Genomic DNA, 16678 nt, shown 5'->3' on the forward strand with positions numbered 1-16678 from the left:
GATTCGACGAGGCGCCGGCGCTCTCGCAAAACAGCTCATGGAAATGGGAAGTGACACGCTCGCGACCGCAGCGCCCCGGGTGGATCCCGACGTCCTCAGCCGGTTCGCCACCTGCTGTCGTGCGCTCGGGTTGTCCGTGCACGACCGGCAGCGACCGGCCGATCTCGCTGCCGCCCGCTCCGGTTTCGCCGGGCTGACGCGGATCGCCAACGACCAGTGCGACGCGTGGACCGGTCTGGCGGCGTCCGGCGATGTGTCGTCCGAGGTGATCGAGGCCGTCTGGCAAACATCCGCGACGGCGGGCGTGCTGCAGCGTCAGCTCGACCTCACCCCGGGGGCGCTCGGGTTCGCCTATGACACCGGTCTGTATCTCCAGCTGCGCGCCACCGTGCCCGACGATTTTGCGCTGGCCTACGCGGTGCACCTGTGCGACACCGGCGGTTCCGCGTCCTGGGCCGCGGCCGATCGAATGGTGGGCGAAGTCCTGGACCGCAGGCCCGGCTGGCTGCCGGCGCGGTGGGTGCGGGTGGCGACCTACTACCGGGCGGGGCGGTGGTCGGACGTGGTCCGGTTGCTGACGCCGGTGGTCACCGACGAGTCACTCGACGAGAACTACGCCCATGCCGCGCGGGTGACCCTGGGAATCGCACTGGCCAGGCTGGGCATGTTCGCCCCGGCCCTGTCACACCTCGAACGGCCCGAGGGCCCGATCGCCGTCGCTGCCGTCGACGGCGCGTTCGCCAAGGCGCTGGCGCTGCGGGCCCAGGGGGAGGACGAGGAAGCCCACGAGTTGCTGCAGGAGCTCTACGCTGCCAATCCCGAGAACACCCACATCGAAGAAGCGTTGTCGGACAACTCATTCGGCATCGTCACCACCACCGCCGCGCGTATCGAGGCGCGCACCGACCCGTGGGACCCGCAGACCGAGCCGGGTGAGGCCGACTTCGTCGACCCCGGTGCCAAGGACCGCAAGGCTCATCTGCTGATCGAAGCCGAGGCGGAGCTCGCTGAGTTCATCGGCCTCGAGGAGGTCAAGTATCAGGTGGCCCGCCTGAAGAGCTCGGTGGCGATGGCGATCAGGCGTCAGGAGCGCGGCCTGGCCGTTGCCCAGCGCACCAACCACCTGGTCTTCGCCGGCCCGCCCGGAACCGGCAAGACGACCATCGCCCGCGTGGTGGCCAAGATCTACTGCGGGCTGGGGCTTTTGAGGAAGGAAACCGTCCGGGAGGTGCACCGCGCGGATCTGATCGGCCAGCACATCGGCGAAACCGAGGCCAAGACCAACGCCATCATCGACAGCGCGCTCGACGGCGTGTTGTTCCTCGACGAGGCCTACGCGCTGGTGTCCACCGGCGCCAAGAACGACTTCGGCCTGGTGGCCATCGACACTCTGCTGGCGCGGATGGAGAACGACCGGGACCGGCTGGTCGTCATCGTCGCCGGCTACCGCAAGGACCTCGATGCGTTCCTCGACGCCAACGAGGGGTTGCGGTCCCGGTTCACCCGCAGCATCGATTTCCCGTCGTACTCACCCAAGGAGCTCGTCGAAATCGCCACGCGGATGGCCGAGAAGCGGGACTCGCGCTTCGAGGAGGCCGCCCGCGCCGACATGGAGCGGCTGTTCGCGCACCTGGCGGAGTCGTCGACACCCGACGCCAACGGCGTGCAGCGCCGCAGCCTGGACATCGCGGGTAACGGTCGATTCGTCCGAAACCTGGTGGAGCGCTCGGAGGAAGAGCGCGAGTACCGCCTCGACCATTCCGATGTGGACGACTTCACCGACGACGAGCTGATGACGATCACCGCCACCGACGTCAACAATTCAGCCGCCCCGCAGCTGCGTGGCCTCGGTCTGTCGGCGCCCCAGAGTCAGTCGGAACAACAGAGTCAGTCGGTACAACGATGACGGCGCCGAACGGGGATCGCCGGTCCTTCAGCTCACGCACCCCGAACAACGAAAACCCCGACGCCGTCAGCTACCGGCGCGGATTCGTCACCCGCCATCAGGTGACCGGCTGGCGGTTCATGATGCGGCGCATCGCGTCCGGCGTTGCGCTGCACGACACCCGGATGCTCGTCGACCCGTTGCGTACCCAGTCACGTGCCGTGCTGGTCGGCGGGCTGATCCTGGTGACAGGCATGATCGGTTGCTTTCTGTTCTCGTTCATCCGACCGTCCGGTGCCGCGGGCAACGACGCGGTGCTCGCCGACCGTGAGTCCGCGGCGATGTACGTCCGGCTCGGCGACCAGCTGCACCCGGTGCTGAACCTGGCCTCGGCCCGGCTGATCACCGGAAAGGCCGACAACCCCGCGCTGGTGAAGAGCAGCGAGCTCGACCAGTTCCCGCGGGGGAACATGCTGGGCATCCCCGGCGCCCCGGAACGCATGGTGGCCAACATGACTCGCGACGCCTACTGGACTGTGTGCGACGCTGCAACCGGCGCGGCGGGCACCCCCGGTACCACCGTGATCGCCGGACAGCCCGAGACCGGCGGTGAACGCGCCGCCACCCTGCCCGCGGACCACGCGGTGCTCGCCGAGAACGCCGGCAGGACGTGGCTGCTCTGGGACGGCAAGCGCAGCCCCGTCGACCTTGCCGACCGCGCCGTCACCGACGGCTTGGGAATCGGCGGTGGTGGCGCCGCCGTCCAGCCGATCGCGGCCGGACTCTTCAACGCGCTTCCGGAGGCTCCGCCGCTGATGTCACCGGTGATCCCCGGTGCCGGTGCGCCGCCCGCGGTGCCGTTGCCCGTCGTCGCACCCGTGGGTGCGGTCGTGGTCGCCTACGAGGCGGACAACACCCTGCGTCACTACCTCGTACTCGCCGACGGCCTGCAGCCGATCTCCGGTGTGCTGGCGTCGATCATCCGCAACACCGACTCCTACGGACTGGACCAGCCCCCGCGCCTCGGCGCCGATGACGTCGCGCGGATCCCGACCGCCCGCGCCGTCGACACCACCGCCTACCCGTCCGACCCGGTCACCCTGGTCGACACCGCCGTCGACCCGGTCACCTGCGCCGCGTGGGCGAAACCAGAAGGAGCGCAGGCTGCCTCGCTGACGCTGCTGTCAGGCGCCGCACTGCCGGTCCCCGACGGCCTCCGCACCGTGGACCTGGTGAGCTCTGGTGCCCCGGGCGGCCCCGCCGACCGGGTGGCACTGACGCCGGGCAGCGGATACTTCGTCGACAGTGGCGGCGCGTTGTTCTGGATCAGTGACACCGGGGTGCGCTACGGCATCGCCACCGGCGCGGACAGCGGGGGATCCGCAGGCGCCGACACCGTCGCCGCGCTCGGCCTGACCTCCGCGCCGCTGCCCATCCCGTGGTCGGTGCTGTCGCAATTCGCCGCCGGCCCGACGCTGTCGCGTGCCGACGCGCTGCTGGCCCACGACACGCTGGCACCCAACCCGGCGCCGGCACGTTTGGACACCCCCGGTTTGGAGAACCCGTGAGCAGGCTGATCTTCGAGCATCGCAAACGGGTGTCGCCACCGGCCACCCGCAAGGGCACCATCACCATCGAGCCGCCGCCGGAGCTGCCGCGCGTGGTGCCGCCCTCACTGCTGCGCCGGGCGTTGCCCTACATGATCGTCATCCTGATCGTGGGCATGATCGTCGCCCTCGTCGCCACCGGTCTGCGGTTGATCTCACCCACGATGCTGTTCTTCCCGTTCGTACTGCTGTTGGCGGCGACCGCGCTCTACCGCGGGTCGGACAACAAGATGCGCACCGAGGAGGTCGACGCCGAGCGCGCCGACTACCTGCGGTACCTGTCGGTGGTCCGCGACAACGTCCGCGCCCACGCCGACGAGCAGCGCGCATCGCTGCTGTGGTCTCATCCGGAACCCGTTGCGCTGGCGAGCATCCCGGGCACCCGCCGGCAGTGGGAGCGTGACCCGCGCGACCCGGATTTCCTGGTACTGCGTGCCGGGCTGCACGACCAGGCCCTCGATGCCACGCTTCGGGTCAAGGACACCGCCGACGAGATCGACCTGGAGCCGGTCTCCCACACCACGTTGCGGGGACTTCTCGACACCCAGCGCACCCTGCACGACGCCCCGACCGGCATCGACCTGACCAAGGTCTCCCGGGTGACGGTGCTCGGTGACGACGACGAGGTCGACGCCGCGCTGCGCGCCTGGCTCGCCCAGGCGATGACGTGGCATGACCCGTCGGTCCTGGGGATCGCCTTCGCCGGAACCGAACTGGAGGATGACGACTGGTCGTGGCTCAAGTGGCTGCCACACGTCGATGTGCCCGGGCAGGTCGACGGCGTCGGCCCGGCACGGTATCTGGCCACCGAGTCCTCGGCACTGCGCCGGCTTCTCGCGCCTGCGCTCGCCGATCGCGGACCGTTCTCCGTCGGCAGTGCGGCCAACACCAAGCACCTGCTCGTGGTGCTCAACGATCCCCGAGACGATTCAGGTGCCGCCGCCGACGAGTTGGTCGGGCGCGGTCTGGACGGCGTGACGGTGATCCACCGGACCATCAAAGAGCCCCACCGCGAACAGTATTCGGATCCGGAGCGGCCCATCCTGCGGATCGCCGACGGTGCGATCCGGCGTTGGCAGAACGGTGGCTGGAGCCCGTTCATCGACCGCGCCGACGGGTTGACGGCGCCGGACGCCAGACACATCGCCCGCAGGCTGTCTCGATGGGACTCCAACCCCAGCCACGGCAGGTCCGCCAGCAGCGGCGGCGCGGCGTTCACCACGCTGCTCGGCATCCCCGACGCCTCGGCGCTGGACGTCGCGGCGCTGTGGGCACCGCGGAACCGGGACGATGAGCTGCGGGTCCCGATCGGTGTGACGGCAACCGGCGAGCCGCTGTACTTCGATCTCAAGGACGAAGCCGAGGGCGGCATGGGCCCGCACGGCCTGATGATCGGCATGACCGGGTCGGGGAAGTCGCAGACCCTGATGTCGATTTTGCTGGCACTGCTGACCACCCATTCGGCCGACCGGCTGATCGTCATCTATGCCGACTTCAAGGGCGAGGCCGGCGCGGACATCTTCCGGCACTTCCCCCAGGTCGTCGCCGTGATCTCGAACATGGCCGAGAAGCGGTCGCTGGCCGACAGATTCGCCGACACCCTGCGTGGTGAGGTGGCGCGGCGCGAACAGCTCCTGAAGGAGACCGGCCGCCGGGTGCAGGGCAGCGCGTTCAACTCGGTCACCGAGTACGAGAACGCGATCCACGAAGGCCACGACCTTCCCCCGCTGCCCACGCTGTTCGTCGTCGCCGACGAGTTCACCCTCATGCTCGCCGACCACCCCGAATACGCCGATCTGTTCGACTACGTGGCCCGCAAGGGACGGTCGTTCCGCATCCACATCCTGTTCGCCTCGCAGACCCTCGACGTGGGCCGGATCAAGGACATCGACAAGAACACCTCCTACCGGATCGGTCTGAAGGTCGCCAGCCCGAGTGTGTCCCGCCAGATCATCGGCGTGGAGGACGCCTACCACATCGAGTCGGGCAGGAACCACAAAGGCGTCGGCTTCCTGGTGCCCGCCCCGGGCGCACTGCCGATCAAGTTCCGCAGCACCTACGTCGACGGCATCTACGAACCGCCGCGGGTGGACCGGTCGATCGTCGTGCATGCGATCCCGCAACCGCAGTTGTTCAGCGCCGGCTGGGTGGATCCGGAGCCCGACACCGTCATCGTCTACGACGGTGCCGACGTCGAAGTCCTGCCTCCCCGCAAGCTGATCGCGACGATCGGCGATCAGCTGGCCCAGTACGGCCCGCACGCGCCGGCGCTGTGGCTGCCACCGCTGGAAGAGGAGATCCCGCTCGACGGTCTCCTCGAACGCGCCGGTGTCGGTCCCGGACAGTGGCGCTGGCCGCTGGGTGAGATCGACCGGCCCTTCGACATGCGGCGCGATCCGCTCGTCTTCGACGCCACCTCGGCCGCGGCCAACGTCGTGATCCACGGCGGCCCGAAATCCGGCAAGTCGACGGCGCTGCAGACCTTCGTGCTGTCGGCGGCGGCGCTGCACGCACCGGGCGACGTCACGTTCTACTGCCTGGACTACGGCGGCGGACAGCTGCGTGGCCTGGAGGACCTGGCCCACGTGGGCAGCGTCGCCTCACCGCTGGAATCCGAACGGATCCGGCGGACCTTCGGTGAGCTCGAGCAGCTGCTGCGGGCCCGCCAGAAGCACGGTGCGACCACCCGCAACGCGGACTACCGCGACGGTTACGGCGAGGTGTTCCTGCTCATCGACAACCTCTACGCCTTCAGCCGGGACAACACCGACACCTTCAACACCAGAAACCCGTTGCTGGCCAAGGTGACCGAGCTCGTCAACGCGGGACTCTCCTACGGCATCCACGTGGTGATCACCACGCCGAACTGGCTCGAGGTGCCGTTGGCGATGCGGGACGGGCTGGGGCTGCGCCTGGAGTTGCGGCTGCACGACTCGCACGACAGCAACGTCCGGGTCGTGGGCGCGCTGCGCCGCCCCGCCGACTCAAGCGCCCTTCGCCGGCCCGCCGACAGTGTCCCCGTCGACCAGCCCGGACGCGGCCTCACGATGGCCGCCGAGCACTTCCTGTTCGCCTGTCCCACAACGGATTCCATCGCCGCACTGAACGCCCGGTACCCCGGCCGCAGCGCACCGCCGGTGCGGCTGCTGCCGACCGATCTGGGCCCCGAGGCGTTCGGCACGCTCTACCCGGCAACCGAACAGGTGGTCATCGGACAGCGGGAAGAGGATCTGGCCGCGGTCAGCGTGAACTTCGCCGACAACCCGCTGATGATGGTCTTCGGCGACTCGAAGACGGGCAAGACCACGCTGCTGCGGCACCTGATCCGCACCATCCGGGAGAACTCACGACCTGACCAGGTGGCGTTCACCGTGATCGACCGCCGACTGCAGCTCGTCGACGAGCCGATCTTCCCCGACAACGAGTACACGCCCAACATCGACCGGATCACCCCGGCGATGCTCGGCTTGTCGGCACTGATCGAGAAACGCCGTCCCCCCGCGGGGATGAGCCCGCAGGAGCTGCGCGGGTGGTCGTATCAGAACGGGAGCGGCAACCACATCCACTACCTGATCGTCGACGACGTCGATCAGATCCCGGACGGCCCGGCGGCCAGCGGACCCTATGTCGGACAACGGCCCTGGACCCCGTTGATCGGTCTGCTTGCCGAGGCTTCCGACCTGGGGCTGCGGGTGATCGTCACCGCCAGGGCAGCGGGTTCGGCGCACGCCGTGATGACCGCCCCGCTGCTGCGGCGCCTCAACGACCTGCAGGCGACCACCCTGATGTTGTCGGGTAACCCGCAGGACAGCGGCAAGATCCGCGGACACAGGTTCGCCAGGTTGCCGGTGGGGCGCGGCATGCTGCTCGACGACGGTGACACCCCGGCTTTCGTCCAACTCGTCAACCCCCTTGCCGGGCAGTCGGCGACCGCCCGGTTCGGTGGAGCACACAGAGGAGAGGAGCACAGCTGATGACCCTGCGAGTAGTCCCGGAAGGCCTGACCGCGGCCAGCGCAGCCGTCGAAGCACTGGCCGCCCGGATGGCGGCCGTACACGCCGCGGCCGCACCGTTGGTGACCACCGTCGTACCACCGGCGGTCGATCCGGTGTCGCTGCAGACCGCGGCCGGGTTCAGCGCCCACGGGGCAGAGCACCAGACGCTGGCCGCCCACGGCGTCGAAGAACTCGGCCGTTCCGGCATCGGCGTCGGTGAATCCGCCGCCAGCTACGCCTCCGGAGACGCGATGGCCGCGTCCGCCTACATGATCGCCCGCGGCTGATATGACATCCCCCGTCGCTTCGCTCGCCCCGGCCATGACAGCCCCCGTCGCTTCGCTCGCCCCGGTGTGGATGGCGCTCCCGCCCGAGGTGCACTCGGCGGCGCTGAGCAGCGGACCCGGCCCCGGGTCACTGTTGGCCGCGGCCGGGGCCTGGCAGTCGCTGAGCACCGAATACGTCGCCGCGGCAGCCGAACTCACCAATGTCCTCGGGGCCGTGCAGGCGGGCTCGTGGGAAGGTCCGAGCTCGGAGCAGTACGTCGCTGCACACACCCCTTATCTCGCCTGGCTGGCGCAGCAGAGCGCGAACAGCGCGGCCACCGCCGTGCAGCACGAGACCGCGGCGGCGGCGTACACGTCGGCGCTGGCGAGTATGCCGACGCTGCCGGAGCTGGCGCTCAACCACACCACCCACGCGGTGCTGGTGGCGACGAACTTCCTCGGCGTCAACACGATCCCGATCGTGCTGAACGAGGCCGACTACGTCCGGATGTGGATTCAGGCGGCCACCACGATGAGTGCGTACCAGGCCGTGTCGGGTGCTGCCCTGGCCTCGACGCCCACGTCCACACCGGCCCCGTTCGTGCTGATCCCCGGTGTCGGTGAGACGGGCAGGGCGGCAGCCGACGTGATGAGCTCGGCGGCACAGGTGCAGGCAGCGGAGGCAGGTTCCGCGCTGAACATCGGCGACATCATCGCCGACCTGATCCGGGTGTACGGCGACATCCTGCGGTTCCTGTTCGAGCCGATCTTCAACTTCCTGCGGGATCCGATCGGCAACACCATCGCGCTGATCACCGACTTCTTCACCAACCCGGCGGCGGCGCTGGTGACGTGGGGCCCGTTCCTGCTGGCCGTTCTCTACCAGGCGGTCTCGTGGGTGGGCGCGTCGATCCTGTACCCGTCGCTGTTTCTGTTGCCGCTGGCGGCGATCACCCTCGGCATCATCGCGGGGGTCGCGCAGGAGCTGCTGAATCGGCTGCCGGAGCAGCCGGCGGACACGCCCGCTGAGGAACAGGTCCCGGCACAACCGGCCCCGGCGAACCGTAGCGACCCGCAGCCGCTGCCGGCGGCGGGGGTGGCCCCGGCGCCGACCGGAACCGCAGCGACGCCGGTGAACACGGTCAGCGCAGGCTCGGCCCCGGCAGCCGGCGCACCGGCGACCGCCGCGGCCCCGCTCGTTCCCTATGCGGTCGCCGCCCGGGACCCGGATGGGGGATTCTCACCGACCGTTCGCGACTCGACCGCAGCCAAAGCCCCTGCCGCCACCATCCCCGCCGCGGCGTCCGGGGTGGCGGCCTCGGCGGCCGAACGGCGCAAACGCAGGCGCCGGCAGAAGGAGGACATCAAGGGCCGCGGCTACGCCGACGCCTACATGGACTACGAAGACGATCCCGAGGAGGACGCACCACCGGCATCGACGCCGGACGTCAGCGCATCCTCGCGGGGTGCCGGAGCCATGGGTTTCGCCGGCACGGTGACCAAAGGCTCCCAGGATGCTGCCGAAGCCACCGGCCTGACGACCCTGGCGGGGGACTCGTTCGGCGGTGGCCCCAAGAGCCCGATGTTGCCCGGCACCTGGGATCCGGCGTCCGGCGACGACACCGATACAGAAGATCACGACCACCACAACCGAAAGGAAAACCCATGAGTCTCTTGGACGCTCACATTCCACAGCTCATCGCCTCGGAGAGCGCGTTCGGCACCAAGGCCGCGCTGATGCGGAGCACCATCGCCCAGGCCGAGCAGGCGGCGCAGTCGGCGCAGGCCTTCCACATGGGTGAATCCTCGGCCGCCTTCCAGGCGTCGCACGCGCGGTTCGTCGAGGTGTCGGCGAAGGTCAACGCGCTGCTCGACATCGCGCAGGCCAACATCGGCGACGCCGCAGGCTCGTACGTCGCCGAGGACGCCGCTGCCGCCAGCAACTACACCGGCATCTGACCGGTTTTTCCACCTCGACGAAAGGGACTTCGATGTCGCAGATCATGTACAACTACCCGGCGATGATCGCCCACGCAGGCGAGATGTCCAGCTATGCAGGCGCATTGCACGCTGTGGGCGCCGACATCGCCAGCGAGCAGGCTGCCCTGCAGGGCGCCTGGCAGGGTGACACCGGCATGACCTACCAGGCCTGGCAGGCGCAGTGGAACGCCAGCCTGGAGGAGTTGGTCCGCGCCTACCGTGCCATGGCGAGCACCCACGAGATGAACACCACCTCGATGGCGGCGCGTGACCAGGCCGAAGGCGCCAAGTGGGGCTGATCGAGTCCAGTGCGCACTAATGCCGTCGAGCTGAGTGCTGAGGCGGCCTGGTTCATCGCCGACATCCTCGGCGCCGGAAGCTATCCGTGGGTGCTGGCCGTCACGCCGCCCTACAGTGACATGGCGCAGCGTGCGGAGTTCGAGAACGACCAGGTCGCCAGGCTTTCCCGTCTCGGCGTGATGACGGCTGACCGGGTGGTGGACCCGGCTGTGGCGCAGTGGATTCGGACGGTGTGCCGGCCGGTTCAGTGGCTCGAGCTCAGGTTCATCGCCGGCGGTGGCGCCATGTTGCGCGGGATCGTCGCCCGCGACGACGCCGGTACCGTGGTGGCGCTGCGCAGCGGTGGGTTGATCACGTTCACGGCCATGGAGATCGACCACCCGCAAGCGTTGGTGCCGGTGCTGACGGCAGGCCTGTCGGGACGGCCGCCGGCACGCTTCGAGGAGTTCTCGTTGCCCGCGCGGGCCGGGGCCAAGGCCGACGAGCAGATCCGAGGCGGCGCCTCGGTGCGAGACATGCTGGACTACCTGGGGATCCCCTCGTCCGCGCGCCCTGTGGTGGTGGCCGCGTTCGAGGACTCCCGCACCTATGTGGAGATCGTGGCGGGCCAGCACCGCGACGGACATCGGGTCAGCACCGACGTCGGTGTGAGCATCGTGGACACCTCGGTCGGCCGGGTCCTGGTCAGTCCCACCAAAGCATTTGACGGCGAGTGGATCTCGACATTCTCGCCCGGTGGGTCACTGGCGATCGCCGCCGCTATCGAGCGGTTGACGGGCGCCCTGCCCGACGGCCCGTGGTTCCCCGAGCACGCCGTCACCAGAGACTTCGACGAATACCCGCAGCAGAGAGAAGAGCAATGCCAGAGTCCGCTGTAACTTCGCCCAACAACGCGGTGATGCCGATCGTGCGCGTCGCCGTGTTCTCCGCCGCGGCGGGGGAGGACGGGACCGCCGACGGCAGCGGCCGCCTGACTGAGGTGGCACTACCCGCGGAACTGCCCCTGCGGGAGGTCATCCCGGCGGTCCGACGCATCGTGTCCCCAGCCGAGGAGGCGGCGGATGCGGCAGAGCTGCTGAGCCTGGCGCCCGTCGGCGGTGCGCCGTTCAGCCTCGACGCCACCCTCAACACCGTGGGTGTGGTCGACGGCGACTTGCTGGCGCTGCAGCCGGTTCCGGTCGGTCCGCCGGCGCCACGCATCGTGGAAGACATCGCCGATGCCGCGATGATCTTCTCCGCCGCCCGGGAAAAACCCTGGGGGGCCGGGCACATCCAACGCGGCGCTGCCCTGGCGGTCATCGGCCTTATCCTGGTGACTACCGCGTTGGCTGTTGTGCACCGCGTTGTCACCGGCACCCCGGTCGGGTTGTTCGTGGTCAGTGGGGTGGCGGTGGCCGCGGTGCTGGGCGCACTGCTGAGCCGGACCCGTTCAGCGTGGCTGGCTACCGCGCTGGCAGCGACGGCACTGGCCCCGGTGGCCGCGGCGTTCGCGCTGGCCGTTCCGGGGGATTTCGGACCGTCCCACATTCTGCTCGCCGCGGCCGGCGTGGCGGCCTGGTCGATCATCAGCATCACCGTCGGCGAACGCGCCCTCGCGTTGTTCACCGCCGCCGCCGCCACCGCGCTCGGTGTGCTGCTGGCCGCCGCCGCGGCCGCGGTGTGGAACATCTCGCCGCTCGCTGTCGGATGCGGGCTGATCGTGGTGGCACTGCTGATCACCGTGCAGGCCGCCCAGCTCTCGTCGCTGTGCGCGCGTCTGCCGGTGCCGGTCATCCCGGCCCCGGGCGATCCGACGCCGTCGGCACCACCGCTGCGGGTGCTCGAGGATCTACCGCGCCGTATCCGGGCCGGTGACTCGCACCAGACCGGCTTCATCGCCGCGGGCGTGCTGCTGGCCGTCATCGGCTCTGTCGCGGTGCTGTGGCCGGTCGTCGGCGGGGACGGTGAGGTGTCACCCTGGGCGTGGTACGTGGTGGTCGCGGTGGCACTGGGTGCGGCGCTGCGCGCCCGGGTATGGGACTCCGCGCCGTGCAAGGCGTGGCTCCTCGGGCATTCGTACCTGGTCACCACGGTCCTTCTGGCGATGTTCGCCGCCGCCGGGGATCATGCCGCGGCGTGGTGGGCGCTCGCCGTGCTCGCCGCGCTGGTCGCGGTCTGGGTGGTGGCGGCGCTCAACCCGCGGGTCGCCGAGCCGGACACCTACTCGCTGCCGATGCGGCGACTGCTCGGCTTCGTCGCCTCGGCGTTCGACGCATCGTTGATCCCGGTGATGGCCTACCTGGTGGGGATCTTCGCATGGGTGCTGAATCGGTGATCCGACGCGTAGGTGCCGTGACGGTGGTGACCGCGGCGGTCCTGGCGGTCAGCGGGCCGTCGGCCGGCGCGATCACCCCGCCCGAGGTCGACCCGGCGATGGCACCGCCGACCGGGAACGCCGGCCCGGTGCAGACCATGGCCCAGCGCAGCGAGTGCGTCACCAGCGGAGTCATCGCAGGCTCGGACCCTGGCGGCATCAGCCCGAACCTGCTGTCGCTGAACATCTCTGAAGCATGGAAGCACAGCAGAGGCGACGGTCAGCTGGTGGCGGTCATCGACACCGGCGTGACCCCCGGCCCGCGGCTGCCCGACGTCGCGGGCGGCGGTGATCTTGTCGAATCCACTGACGGTCTGACCGACTGCGACGGTCACGGGACGTTGGTGGCAGGACTGATCGCAGGGCAACCCGGCGCAGACGGCTTCTCCGGGGTGGCGCCGAATGCCCGGCTCATCTCGATCCGGCAGTCCTCGGCCCACTTCGCCGCCCGTGACCCCGGTGAGGATCCGGTTGTGGCGCAGGCCAACCGCGACGTCGCAACGCTGGCGCGTGCCGTGGTGCGCGCCGCCGATGCGGGAGCGCGGGTGATCAACATCTCCACGGTCACCTGCGTGCCGGCGAACAAGAACGTCGACCAGAGCGAACTGGGTGCGGCCCTGAGATACGCCGCCGTCGAGAAGGACGCGGTGATCGTCGCCGCGGCCGGGAACACCGGTGGCGGAACGGCCTGCGAATCCAACCCGCTGACCGACCCGGCCCGACCGTCCGACCCGCGCAACTGGGCGAGCGTGAACTCGGTGTCGATCCCGTCGTGGTGGCAGCCCTACGTGCTGTCGGTCGGCTCACTGACCACAGCGGGACAGCCGTCGCAGTTCACGATGGCGGGTCCGTGGCTGGGCATCGCTGCCCCTGGCGAGAACATCACCTCGGTCAGCAACGCTGCCGACGGCGGGTTGGCCAACGGCATGCCCGACAACGAGCAGGGGATGGCACCGATCAGCGGCACCGGCTACGCGGCCGCCTACGTGTCGGGGGTTGCGGCGTTGGTGCGCAGCAGATTCCCGGACCTCACGGCACAACAGGTGGTCGGTCGAATCAGCGGCACCGCCCACACCGGCGCCAGGTCACCGTCGAATCTGGTGGGCGCCGGCAGCATCGACCCGGTCGCGGCACTGACCTGGGTGGTGCCCGAGGGACCCGAGAGCATGGTCGACCCGGCCGCCGTCAGACAAATCCCCGCTCCGGTGCCGCCCGCCCCGGAAGATCCGACGCCCCGCGTGGTCGCATTCGCCGGAGCCGGAGTGCTGGCGGCACTCGTGCTCGCCGTGATCGTGGCGAGCGCAAAACGGAAGGACAACAACACATGACCGTCCGGATCACCCTGGCGCTGCTGTTCGTGATCCCGGCCGCCATGGCCTACCCCTGGCAGTCGGCCGCCGATCGCTGGCTTCTCGGGGCCGCGCTCGCCGTGGTCGCCGTGGTGTTCGCTTGGTGGCGCGGAATGTTCGTGACGACGATGGTCGTGCGTCGGATCGCCATGTTGCGCCGCCGAAATCACGCCGAGGGCAGCCACCAGGCCGGCGAGTTCGCCACCGTGGTGCTGCGTATCGAGTCACCGGAGGGTGCCGATCTCCCGCTGGAGCTGGTCGCCGGCTACCTCGACCGCTACGGCATCCGCTTCGACAAGGTTCGGGTGACCAGCCGAGACGTCGAAGGTGCTCGAACCACGTGGGTCGGTCTGACCCTCGGGGCAGCGGACAACATCGCAGCACTGCGGGCGCGGTCCGGACGAATTCCACTGCACGACACCGTCGTGGTCGCGGCACGGCGGATGGCCGACCACCTCCGCGAGGCAGGCTGGGAGGTCGGTGTCGACGACACCGTCACCGGGGCGGCTCCGGTGCCGGCGCAGAGCAAGGAGACCTGGCGCGGTGTCACCGACGACCACGGCTATGTCGCCGCCTACCGGGTGGCCGTCGACGGCCAACTCGCCGACACGCTCGCCGCGGTCCGGGCGTCACAACCGTCCGAGATCTGGACAGCATTCGAATTGACTGGCAGCCCAAGCGCTCCCGGGCTGACTGCGGCGTGCGCGATCCGCACCGACGAGCGCCCGGGGGCCCGGGCATCGCTGCCCGGTCTGGAGCCCGAGCGCGGCCGGCACCGGCAGGCACTCGCGGCGTTGGCCCCCGATTCGGACAGGCGGTTGTCCGGGGCGCCCGTCCGGGTCTCGGCCGAGCTGTTGGCAGACCTTCGCTGGCCGGTCGGAGCAGCGCTCAGTCGAACATGAAATCGGCCAAGAAGCGGGTCATCCGGCGCAGGTAGTCCGGCTGGCTGACATGCAGCACGTGGTTTCCGGGAAACCAGTGGAATGCACACCGATCCCAATGGTTCCAGAGGATCTCGGCCTGTTCCGGTGGCGCCAGCCGGTCGCCGAGACCGGCGATGATCAACCGGCGGTCCTTGGCGGGCAACGGGCGGTAGTTCAGCGGGGACGGGAACATCGTCGCCGCCGCGGACAACTCCCGGTCGGTACCCACGATGTGGTCGCGCAGCGCCACCATCTTGTTGGCCGGGAACCACTCGTCGACAGTCCTGTCCGGCGTCACGACGGGCACGTTCGGGATCACCGCCTGGATGCGGTCGTCGACACTGGCGATCAACGCCGATGTGTAACCGCCCAGCGACATCCCGGTCAGCGCGATCCGGTCGACGCCGGTGTATTCGAGATAGTCGATCAGCGAGCGGAAGTCGTGCACGGCCTGCGCCATCGCTTCGGCGAAGCCGGCGAAGCCGTGGGCGAAGTAGCCGTATCCGCTGTACGGCGAGTACTTTTCGGCACGAGGGCCGTGGAACGGCAGCGTGTAGAGCATCACGTCGTACCCGGAACGGTAGAACCAGGGCAGCGAGAAGAACAGTCCGTTGAACAGGTATGCCGACCCCATGAAACCGTGGATCACACACAGTGTGGGCCGCGGCCCGTCGTCGTGACGCCAGTGCTGGGCGTGGACGACGTTGTTGCGTTGGTAGCCGTCACACTGGTCACGCAGAGCCGGGTTGACGGCGGTGAAGCTGCTGTTGAAACGGATGTTGCGGACGTTGCCGTGGGCGATCCACTCGGCCACCGGGTTGGCCGGCCTCGACGACACCCGCGGCAGCGACGCGGGGGCGGGGAAGGACAACTGCGGATCCTTTGCCGCGGCGAGTTCGGCGTAGAAGCGCAGGTGCTGCGCTTCGGTCCGCGATCGCGACCGGCGCAGTGCCCCCGCAATTGTGGGCAGCATGGTGGCGCTGATCAGCGACGCGATGGACGTGCGCAGCGCCAGGTCGGCGATCGCCGACGAGTCCACGATGAGCCGCTGTCGCTGTGTGAGGTCCACGCGGCGGGGCAGTCCGCGGGCGGACGCGTCGGCGCCGGGAACGTCCGGCACCGGGATGGGCAGCGCCTCTGTCTCGGTGTCCGAGCTGGAGTCCACCCTTGGCATGCTAACGCCAGGCCGCTGGTGCGCCACACTGACGGTATGTGGAATCCGGACGTCTACCTCGCCTTCGCCGACCAGCGGGGCCGGCCGTTTGTCGATCTCCTGTCGCGGGTCGGTGCGGCCGACCCGCGACGAGTCGTCGACCTCGGTTGTGGGCCCGGGAATCTCACCGGGACGCTGGCCGCCCGATGGCCCGGCGCGCGGATCGAGGCGTGGGATTCGTCCGCGGAGATGGTGGCGGCGGCGCGGGGACGTGGAATCGCCGCACAGCTGGGCGACGTCCGGGGTTGGACGCCTGAACCCGACACGGATGTGGTGGTGAGCAACGCGACGCTTCACTGGGTGCCCGAGCATCCGCAACTGGTGGTGCGGTGGGCGGGTCAGCTGAGCGCCGGATCATGGTTGGCGTTTCAGGTTCCCGGCAACTTCGAGGCGCCGTCGCATCAGGCCGTTCGCGATCTGGCGCATCGCCGCGATTGGTCAGAAATACTGCCGGACAACCTGTTCCCTGAGTCCGGTGTGGTGCAGACGGCGGAGGGTTATGCCGCGCTGTTGGCCGATACAGGGTGCACGGTCGACGCGTGGGAGACGACCTATGTCCACGAGCTGACCGGGGAGAACCCAGTGCTGGAGTGGATCACCGGGACCGCGCTGCGGCCGGTGCGCAGCAGCCTGACCGACGGGCAGTGGCAGCGGTTCCGGGCCCAGCTGATACCGCTGCTGGACGCCTCGTATCCGGCCCGCGCCGACGGTAGGACGTTCTTCCCGTTCCGCCGGGTGTTCGTGGTGGCGCAGGTGAACTGAGATTTGCGACGCATGCGGCAAAGGCCGTAAAAGCCGGGCAGGTCG

The 16678-nt window shown here is 69.4% G+C and carries 13 protein-coding genes; 12 read left to right on the plus strand and 1 reads right to left on the minus strand.

Annotation, left to right across the window (positions count from 1 at the left end; genetic code table 11):
• Positions 1-37: 37 nt before the first annotated feature.
• Genes eccA through eccE form a run of 11 tightly spaced genes read left to right on the plus strand, consistent with a single transcriptional unit; the run spans position 38 to position 14637 of the window.
• Entirely contained in the window at positions 38-1906 is a 1869-nt protein-coding gene (gene eccA / locus G6N53_RS06945; RefSeq protein ID WP_163887812.1) for a type VII secretion AAA-ATPase EccA, read from the plus strand.
• A complete protein-coding gene (gene eccB / locus G6N53_RS06950; protein WP_163887813.1) occupies positions 1903-3453 on the plus strand; it encodes a type VII secretion protein EccB in 1551 nt (516 codons plus the stop codon). Before eccA ends, eccB begins: the two co-directional genes overlap by 4 nt.
• Entirely contained in the window at positions 3450-7466 is a 4017-nt protein-coding gene (gene eccCa / locus G6N53_RS06955) for a type VII secretion protein EccCa (RefSeq protein ID WP_163887814.1), read from the plus strand. Before eccB ends, eccCa begins: the two co-directional genes overlap by 4 nt.
• Positions 7466-7774 carry a PE family protein gene (locus tag G6N53_RS06960; RefSeq protein ID WP_163887815.1) on the plus strand — a complete coding sequence of 103 codons (309 nt, stop codon included), beginning with the start codon at positions 7466-7468 and terminating at the stop codon, positions 7772-7774. Before eccCa ends, G6N53_RS06960 begins: the two co-directional genes overlap by 1 nt.
• Positions 7775-7808: 34 nt before the next feature.
• The gene (locus tag G6N53_RS06965; protein ID WP_237166444.1) at positions 7809-9422 is read left to right on the plus strand and encodes a PPE family protein; all 1614 of its coding nucleotides are present in this window, start codon (positions 7809-7811) and stop codon (positions 9420-9422) included.
• Positions 9419-9712 (plus strand): type VII secretion system protein EsxG, encoded by a 294-nt coding sequence (esxG, locus tag G6N53_RS06970; protein WP_163887816.1) that lies wholly within the window; start codon positions 9419-9421, stop codon positions 9710-9712. The genes G6N53_RS06965 and esxG overlap by 4 nt, the downstream gene beginning before the upstream one ends.
• Before the next feature lie 32 nt (positions 9713-9744).
• Positions 9745-10032 (plus strand): WXG100 family type VII secretion target, encoded by a 288-nt coding sequence (locus tag G6N53_RS06975; RefSeq protein WP_159229767.1) that lies wholly within the window; start codon positions 9745-9747, stop codon positions 10030-10032.
• A 9-nt stretch (positions 10033-10041) separates the two neighbouring features.
• Positions 10042-10911, plus strand: a complete 870-nt coding sequence (locus G6N53_RS06980; protein ID WP_163887817.1) for an ESX secretion-associated protein EspG — start codon at positions 10042-10044, stop codon at positions 10909-10911.
• The gene (gene eccD / locus G6N53_RS06985) at positions 10893-12347 is read left to right on the plus strand and encodes a type VII secretion integral membrane protein EccD (protein WP_163887818.1); all 1455 of its coding nucleotides are present in this window, start codon (positions 10893-10895) and stop codon (positions 12345-12347) included. Before G6N53_RS06980 ends, eccD begins: the two co-directional genes overlap by 19 nt.
• The gene (gene mycP / locus G6N53_RS06990; RefSeq protein ID WP_163887819.1) at positions 12329-13714 is read left to right on the plus strand and encodes a type VII secretion-associated serine protease mycosin; all 1386 of its coding nucleotides are present in this window, start codon (positions 12329-12331) and stop codon (positions 13712-13714) included. The genes eccD and mycP overlap by 19 nt, the downstream gene beginning before the upstream one ends.
• Positions 13711-14637, plus strand: coding sequence for a type VII secretion protein EccE (gene eccE, locus G6N53_RS06995; protein WP_163887820.1), 927 nt, complete (start codon positions 13711-13713; stop codon positions 14635-14637). Before mycP ends, eccE begins: the two co-directional genes overlap by 4 nt.
• Here the strand turns inward: eccE and G6N53_RS07000 are convergent.
• Positions 14624-15832 (minus strand): alpha/beta hydrolase family protein, encoded by a 1209-nt coding sequence (locus G6N53_RS07000; protein ID WP_163887821.1) that lies wholly within the window; start codon positions 15830-15832, stop codon positions 14624-14626. The genes eccE and G6N53_RS07000 overlap by 14 nt on opposite strands.
• Before the next feature lie 36 nt (positions 15833-15868).
• Between G6N53_RS07000 and G6N53_RS07005 the strand changes: the two genes are divergently transcribed.
• A complete protein-coding gene (locus tag G6N53_RS07005) occupies positions 15869-16633 on the plus strand; it encodes a trans-aconitate 2-methyltransferase (protein ID WP_163887822.1) in 765 nt (254 codons plus the stop codon).
• Positions 16634-16678: the final 45 nt, after the last annotated feature.

Source organism: Mycolicibacterium hippocampi, assembly GCF_010723735.1.
GTDB lineage: Bacteria > Actinomycetota > Actinomycetes > Mycobacteriales > Mycobacteriaceae > Mycobacterium > Mycobacterium hippocampi.

Excerpts from the sequence above, each read along its gene's own strand:
- G6N53_RS06975 (WP_159229767.1), top strand. The coding sequence starts at position 9,745 with ATGTCGCAGATCATGTACAACTACCCGGCGATGATCGCCCACGCAGGC.
- G6N53_RS07005 (WP_163887822.1), top strand. The coding sequence starts at position 15,869 with ATGTGGAATCCGGACGTCTACCTCGCCTTCGCCGACCAGCGGGGCCGG.
- eccE (WP_163887820.1), top strand. The coding sequence starts at position 13,711 with ATGACCGTCCGGATCACCCTGGCGCTGCTGTTCGTGATCCCGGCCGCC.
- eccA (WP_163887812.1), top strand. The coding sequence starts at position 38 with ATGGAAATGGGAAGTGACACGCTCGCGACCGCAGCGCCCCGGGTGGAT.
- eccD (WP_163887818.1), top strand. The coding sequence starts at position 10,893 with ATGCCAGAGTCCGCTGTAACTTCGCCCAACAACGCGGTGATGCCGATC.
- mycP (WP_163887819.1), top strand. The coding sequence starts at position 12,329 with ATGGGTGCTGAATCGGTGATCCGACGCGTAGGTGCCGTGACGGTGGTG.
- G6N53_RS06965 (WP_237166444.1), top strand. The coding sequence starts at position 7,809 with ATGACAGCCCCCGTCGCTTCGCTCGCCCCGGTGTGGATGGCGCTCCCG.
- esxG (WP_163887816.1), top strand. The coding sequence starts at position 9,419 with ATGAGTCTCTTGGACGCTCACATTCCACAGCTCATCGCCTCGGAGAGC.
- G6N53_RS06960 (WP_163887815.1), top strand. The coding sequence starts at position 7,466 with ATGACCCTGCGAGTAGTCCCGGAAGGCCTGACCGCGGCCAGCGCAGCC.
- eccB (WP_163887813.1), top strand. The coding sequence starts at position 1,903 with ATGACGGCGCCGAACGGGGATCGCCGGTCCTTCAGCTCACGCACCCCG.
- G6N53_RS07000 (WP_163887821.1), bottom strand. The coding sequence starts at position 15,832 with ATGCCAAGGGTGGACTCCAGCTCGGACACCGAGACAGAGGCGCTGCCC.